Below are 6,532 nucleotides of genomic sequence, written 5' to 3' on the forward strand. Positions count from 1 at the left end.
GTGCCATGCGAAACCCCCAGATGCGGCCCAGTGTGGAGCGAGCACGGCCAAAGGGCGTGTTTCGCCTCGATTCGCTACTACTCGTCATTGATCGACAGCAATGCCACCACTTCTACACAGGCCATTCGGGGCATGTCCAGATCCAGGACGACGCGGTGGCCGGTTCCACATCGATCGCGACCCGGTCGGGCGGCGCGCGGGGTTCGGCCGCGCGCCGGTCGGGCCCGGAGGCATGGAGCGGGGCGGGAACGGGCAGAACCGAGAGGTCGGGCCGGGCGGCGTCCGGATCGTATGCCCACGCCGCCCGCGCACCGGGTCGGCCGGAAGTCTCTCACTCGTACGGTGGAACCAAGCGCGCCCGGGCGGCGTCCATCCGGTCGCATGCGGGATTCTCGTTCCAAGGGCTGTTTCCAGTGCGCGGCCCTTCTCATGTCGTGCTCCACACCGTGCTCCACGCCGTAGCCGCGCCGTCCGCCGCACCGACCGCCCCGCTCCCTTCCCGGCCGGGGCCGTGCCGCCGCGGGCCCGAACGGCGAGTCCCGGCGTTGCCGGCGGGGGCGGAGCGAACCGAGCGGTCAGGGAAAGGAACGAGCGCCATGCGTGAGAACCCGAAGGACCGGTCGCAGGAGTCGTCCGTCCGGCTGGCCGCGGCCCTGACGGCCGCCGTCGACCACCGCTGGCCCGTGGTGCCCGGCACCGTGCTGTGCGGCGGACGTTGCTCCTGCGGGGACGCGGACTGCGTGGTGCCCGGTGCGCACCCGCACGACCCCTCGCTGCTGGCCGCCACCACCGACGCCCGGATGGTGCGCTGGTGGTGGGAGCGGCAGAGCCCGGACGCGCCGCTGCTGGCCGCCACCGGCTCGGCGGTCTCGGCGGTCAGTCTGCCCGCGGTGGCCGGGGCCCGGGCGCTGGTCTACCTGAGCGCGCTGCGGCTGCCGCTCGGCCCGGTGCTCGCGATGCCGGGCCGCTACGCGCTGCTGGTGGCCCCGTACTCGCTCGATGCGCTGGGTGAGATGCTCGCCCAACTCCCTTGGGTGCCCGGGTCGTTGCGCTATCACGGGCCGGGCGGCTTCCTGCCGCTGCCGCCCGGTGGTGCGGCCGTTGGGGCCCCCTCGGCCGGAGGCTGGGGGAGGGTGCGCTGGGTGCTGCCGCCGCGGCCGAGCGCGGGCGGCGGGGTCTGGCTGCCGCAGGTCGGGCCGCTGCTGGGCGAGTTGGTGGAGGCGACGGTCCGGCTGGACAGCGGCCGCTCGGCGTACTGACGGGCCGACGGTTCGCGCCGGACTTCGAGGCCCGGTTCCGCGGTCTTCCGGAAAAGAAAAAGATCCGGCCGCTGGCGACGGGGGATGCACCAGCGGCCGGACTCTTTAGACAGTAACAAGGATCCGCGCCCGCGCCAATTTCCAAGACGCCCTCCAGGCCCGGAAATTGCGCCTTCGCGGCGACAATGTGACGCGTATCACCCGGATCCCCGCGCGCTTTAGTTCAAGGTGACCTGACGGTTCACCAGGTTGGCGCGGGTGCGCCGCTCGTCGGCGGTCAGCGGGGTCGCGTCGGCGAGCACCGAGGCGAGCCGCTCGCCGAACTCGGCGGCGGGCTTCTCGCAGTCGGCGGCGGTCATGGCGAGCGGGAGGTCCCACACCGGGACGGTCAGGCCGTGCGCGCGGAAGGAGCCGACCAGGCGGGTGTCCGCGCCGAGCGAGGCCTCACCGGCGGCGTCCAGCCGGGCCAGCGCGTCCAGCAGCTTCTCCTCCGGCACGGTCATCACCCAGCGCAGGTGGTTCTTGTCCGGGGTGCCGCACCAGTAGGCGGCGTCGACGCTGCCGAGCTTCTCGGTCGGGATGGCCGAGGCGTTGGCGCGCTCCAGGGAGGCGGCGACCTCGCCGGTGGCGGTCTCGGCGTCCTCCAGCCAGAACTCGAAGCCGGTGTGCACGGCGGGCGTGAAGCCGGCGGTGGTGTCCAGCAGGTCCTGCAGGCGGCGGCCGCCCGGGACGGTCCGGCGGGCCGGCACCGGGGTGCCCGGCTCGGTGGCCAGGGCCAGCTCCAGGGCGTCCGCGAGGTCGCGGCTGAGGTCGCCGGAGGAGGACTGGGTCTGGAGGCCGAGCAGGATCGAGCCGTCCTGGCGGCGCAGGGCGGGCCAGGCCAGCGGCAGCACGGTGGCCAGGGTCACCGACGGGACCTCGCCGTTCGCGGTCTCGACGACCCCGGCGGCCAGCGTCAGCGGCACGGTGGCGGCAGGCACCAGCTCGCGCAGCGCCACCCAGTCGGCCTCGCCCGGCAGGCCCTCGAACGGGCGGTGCACCAGCTCCTGGACCGCGTGCGAGGCCTCCCGGCCGTGGCAGGCCTTGTACCGGCGGCCCGAGCCGCAGGGGCAGTTCTCGCGGGCCCCGACCACGGGGATCTCGCCCGTGACGGCGGTGGTGGACTGGCGCTGCGGCGCCTTCTTGGCGGCCTTCTTGCCCATGGTGCGGCTCTCCCGGGGGAACGGTGGTCCTTTGCTCCGGGGAAGCCTACTGAGGTTGCCCTGGCGCGCGCCCCGGGCGACCTCGTGGGGGCGCGCCGGGGGCGGGCCCCGCACGGACGTGTCGACCGCGCGCGCCTCGTAGGACGGGCCCTCGGCCCGTCCCTACGCGCTGCGCGCGTCGCCGGTCGTGCGCCGGGCGTGCCGGGCGCGCGCGGGCAGCGCCGCCCAGACCGTCACCTCGCCGGGCGCGTCGCGCACGCCCCAGTCGCTGGCCAGCTGGTCGACGATGCTCAGGCCGCGGCCGCCGCGCGATGTCAGCGAGGGGCCGGCGGGCAGCGGCCGGGTGGTCGCGCCGCCGTCGGTGACCTCCAGGGTGAGCACGCCGTCGGTGTGCATCTGCCAGCGGACCAGCACCCCGCCGTCCGGCTCGGCCGCGCCCTCCTCGTGCTCCCGACCGCCGGTCGGGGAGTGCGTCCCGGAGGGGACGCCGACCAGCAGCTGGTCCACCACCCCGGCCCTGGCGCCCCGGACGAGGGCCGGCAGCGGGCCGAGCGGACGGGCGTATCGACAGGCGTTGCTCAACAGCTCGGAAAGGATCAGAACGGCATCATCAATGACCGGTTCCGGTATCTGCCGGTCACCCAGATCTCGACGCAGTCGGCGCCGCGCGACCCCGACACTCGCTGGGCCGTGCGGCACTGCCATGGTCGATGAAGTCGGCACTTCACGCGCCACCATCAACGCCACCCCCGGACCTCCTTCAGCGTATGCCGAGGGATGGATGCCCCTTGGTAATGCGTCGGAAACGACCATCCGGGGATCCCGCGAGTCCATTTCGAGCAGCGCGACCCAGGGTCGACAAGAGGTCATTCCGTGCTCACCCTCTGTCGCCCGAGTGCAAGAATTCCGGCAATAACGTGCGCGGAAGGTTTGACTGCCGACCAGAGTGATCAGGCTGAACCGGTACGACCGCCGCCCCGGTGACGGATCACCGGCCGAGCTGCGCCAGCACCTCCGCGGGCCGGTTGGTGATGATCGCGGACACCCCGAGCTCCAGGCAGAGCTCGACGTCGGCCGGCTCGTCCACCGTCCACACGTGCACCTGGTGCCCCAGCTCGCGCAGCCTGGTCACCAGCTGCGGCCGGGCCCGGACCAGCTCGATGCCCGGTCCCGCGATCCGCGCCCCGCCCGGCAGCGGGGAGCCCTCGCGCAGCCGGCCCAGCAGCGGCAGCGTCCGCTCGAAGAGGAACACCCGCCCGTACCGCGGCGCGGTGGTGGCCACCCGGTTCAGCGCGATCGAGGAGAAGCTCATGATCCGGGCGGACGGGCGGTTTCCCTCCCGGGTCGCGCCGATCTTGAACCGCTCCAGCATCCGCAGCAGCTCGGCCTCCACCCGGCCGCGGTAGCGCACCGGGTGCTTGGTCTCGATCGCCAGGTCCACCGGGCGGCCGCAGTCCGCCACCAGCTCCAGCAGGCGCTCCAGCCGCAGCACGCCGCGCAGTTCGGGGTCGGTGCTGGGGCGGCCGGTCTTCCAGGCGCCAAAGTCGTACGCCTCCAGCTCGGCGAGCGTCATGGCGGAGACGGTGCCCTGGCCGTTCGACACCCGGCGGATCCGGCGGTCGTGCACGCAGACCAGATGACCGTCGACCGTGACCCGGACGTCGCACTCGACCGCGTCGGCGCCCTCGTCGAGCGCGCGCCGGTAGGCCGCGAGGGTGTGCTCGGGCAGTGCGTGGGAGGAACCGCGGTGGGCGATCACCTGGACGGGCGGCGCGGTGCGCGCCGCCGCCGAGGACAGGTCTGGGCTGGTCACGGCCTCAACGATAGGCGGGGCAGGTGACGCGGAGGCGAAGACGGTCCCAACCTGTGGGGCCGTCTTCGCCTCCGCGCCGCTCGGGAGCGCCGTTCGGGGCCGCTGCTCAGGCGTGTTGCTCAGGCGCGCTGCTCAGGCGTGCCGGTGCGCCGGGTCAGCGGGGTGAGCGCCCAGGTGGCCAGGGCCGGCACCAGGAAGGCGAACAGCGAGGCGGAGGTCCACTCCTGCGGGGTGAAGTGCAGCGCCTCCTGGGCGGAGGTCCAGAAGTCCGTCCACCAGCCCGCGACCGCCGTCGGCGCGATGAACTGGTAGACCACGAAGCCCAGTAGCCACGGCAGCAGCATCAGCCAGCGCGACGGCGCCCGCTCGGAGAGGTCCCAGCCGTGCCGGCCGGCCCCGAAGAAGTAGTCCACCGCCAGCACCGCCAGCAGCGGCACGAACACCGAGCCGATCAGACCGAGGAAGTTGCTGTAGGTGTCGGTGAACTTGTCGATCTGCAGCGCCAGCACGGTGGTCAGCACGCCGATCCCGCCGCTCAGCACCCGGCGGTCGACCTTCGGCAGCAGGTTCTGGATCGACATCGCGGTCGAGTACACGTTGGCGAAGGACTGGTCGGTCTCGCGCAGCACCAGCACCAGCAGGAACAGCCAGCCGGCCCAGACGCCGAGGAAGGAGTCGAAGATCCGGCTCGGGTCGCCCCCGGACTGGAGCAGCGCCATCAGGCCCAGCACGTAGCACCAGACCTGGGCGAGGGTGTAGCCGGAGAAGCTGCCCCAGAACGCCGAGCGCGCGGTGCGCGAGTGCCGGGTGTAGTCGGCGGCCATCGGCACGAAGGAGATCGACACCGCGATCATCGCGTCGGTGGCGCCCAGGAAGCCGTGCCAGTTGCCCGCGCCCGGGTCGGGCACGCCCTGGCGGCCCAGCTGGACGGTGAAGTACACCATCGCGACCGCGACCGCCCCGGCCACGAAGCGGCGCAGCACCGCGATCGCGCCCAGCGGCCAGATGGTCAGCGCGGTGGTCAGCGCGCCCGCGAGCAGCACGAACAGCCAGCGGTAGCCGGTGGTGTGGGCGACGGTCTGCGCGCCCGCCGAGATGGTCAGCAGCTCGAACACGCCCCAGCCGATGCACTGGACGATGTTCAGCACGGTCGGCAGGTACGACAGTCGGGTGCCGAACAGCCCGCGCAGGTTGGCCATCGCGGGGGCGCCGGTGCGGGCGCCGATCAGCGCGGCCACGCCGAGCATCGCGGTGCCGACCGCCGTACCGGTCACGATCGCGGTCACCGCGGCGGCCAGTGACAGTTCGCTGCCCTGGGCACCGAGCACGGTGGCGGCGGTGGAGAAGCCGATCAGGCTGACGCCCAGGTTCATCCAGAGCGCGAAGTGGTCCCGGAAGCGCAGGGTGCGCGGCGGCTCGGTGTCCAGGACCAGCGGCGCCTCGACGCGCTCGTCGAGCACCGCGGTGCCGGTGGTACCCGCGGCCGCGGCCCCGGTCGGTTCGGGGAAACCCTTGGACGCGGGCGCGCCCGGAGAAGAGGATGGCGAAGCAGGCGGCATGGCCGATACTCCCTACGCCGGCATTACCCGGACAGGTTCCGGCGGTCAGCGCCCCCTCGACGGTCCGCCGGCGGCTCGCCTGGCGGTACGGTCGACATGCGCACTCTCAGCCTGGTCGGTCCAAGCTCCCGCGTGTCAGTTAGGAGCGTCAGGCTAACCGGCACGGGGAGGAACGCCAAAGGCCGGGCGGACGCGGGTCCGCATCGCGGACGCGCGGTGGGGGGTGGGGAGCCCCCCGGTCGTGCCCGGTCCCGTCCGATCGTGTCCGGTCGTCGGGGCCGGCTAAGGATTCTTATGAGTTATTCAGAGGGGTCCTTACGGCAATCGAATCGGCCATGCGAAAAACTATGGTCCTTGGTTCAGTCAGCTATGGAGGTCGTCCGTGAGCACCGAGCGCGAGGTTGGGCCCACCGGGCCGCAGGGGGAGCAGCCCGCGGGGGCCCAGGAGGCGGCCGGCACCGCTTCCGAGGGCACCGCTCAGGGCGGCCACAAGCCGACGATGGCGTTCAGCCGTGTCCCGGAGCCCACGGCCGAGCCGGCCGATGCCGCTCCGGCCCCGTCCGTCGACGCGGTCCCGGTCGCCGGTGCCGCGCCGGTCGTCGAGTCCGCGCCGGCGGAGGGCGGGCACCGGCCCACCGTGGCCTTCACCAAGGTGCCCGCGCCGGAGGCCCCGGCCGCGCCCGTCGTGGAGGAGCCGGC

General features: G+C 73.3%; 5 protein-coding genes, 1 pseudogene and 1 riboswitch. Of the genes and pseudogenes, 2 read left to right on the forward strand and 4 right to left on the reverse strand.

The window, feature by feature from the left end:
* Window positions 1-596: 596 nt before the first annotated feature.
* A complete protein-coding gene (locus J0670_RS26220; RefSeq protein WP_207814139.1) occupies window positions 597-1,259 on the forward strand; it encodes a bifunctional DNA primase/polymerase in 663 nt (220 codons plus the stop codon).
* A 218-nt stretch (window positions 1,260-1,477) separates the two neighbouring features.
* Here the strand turns inward: J0670_RS26220 and J0670_RS26225 are convergent, their stop codons facing one another.
* The 4 genes from J0670_RS26225 to J0670_RS26240 form a co-directional block, all read right to left on the reverse strand.
* On the reverse strand, window positions 1,478-2,461 hold the full coding sequence (locus J0670_RS26225; RefSeq protein ID WP_207814140.1) for a DUF5926 family protein: 984 nt from the start codon (window positions 2,459-2,461) through the stop codon (window positions 1,478-1,480).
* Window positions 2,462-2,623: 162 nt separating this feature from the next.
* Window positions 2,624-3,043, reverse strand: a complete 420-nt coding sequence (locus J0670_RS40620; RefSeq protein WP_374223168.1) for an ATP-binding protein — start codon at window positions 3,041-3,043, stop codon at window positions 2,624-2,626.
* 406 nt (window positions 3,044-3,449) lie between these two features.
* Window positions 3,450-4,274, reverse strand: a complete 825-nt coding sequence (locus J0670_RS26235) for a glycerophosphodiester phosphodiesterase family protein (protein ID WP_207814141.1) — start codon at window positions 4,272-4,274, stop codon at window positions 3,450-3,452.
* Between the two features lie 119 nt (window positions 4,275-4,393).
* On the reverse strand, window positions 4,394-5,734 hold the full coding sequence (locus tag J0670_RS26240; RefSeq protein WP_307806697.1) for a cytosine permease: 1,341 nt from the start codon (window positions 5,732-5,734) through the stop codon (window positions 4,394-4,396).
* Between the two features lie 91 nt (window positions 5,735-5,825).
* A riboswitch (TPP riboswitch) is annotated at window positions 5,826-5,975 on the reverse strand.
* 240 nt (window positions 5,976-6,215) lie between these two features.
* On the opposite strand from J0670_RS26240, the pseudogene J0670_RS26245 reads away from it, so the two are divergent.
* Window positions 6,216-6,532, forward strand: a pseudogene (locus J0670_RS26245) (hypothetical protein); the annotation flags it as partial.

The sequence above is a fragment of the Streptomyces sp. FH025 genome (assembly GCF_017427025.1).
In the GTDB taxonomy this organism is placed as follows: domain Bacteria; phylum Actinomycetota; class Actinomycetes; order Streptomycetales; family Streptomycetaceae; genus Kitasatospora.

What these genes read in the sequence shown, in the direction of transcription:
- J0670_RS26220 (WP_207814139.1), top strand. Translation starts at nt 597, where the DNA reads ATGCGTGAGAACCCGAAGGACCGGTCGCAGGAGTCGTCCGTCCGGCTG.
- J0670_RS26225 (WP_207814140.1), bottom strand. Translation starts at nt 2,461, where the DNA reads ATGGGCAAGAAGGCCGCCAAGAAGGCGCCGCAGCGCCAGTCCACCACC.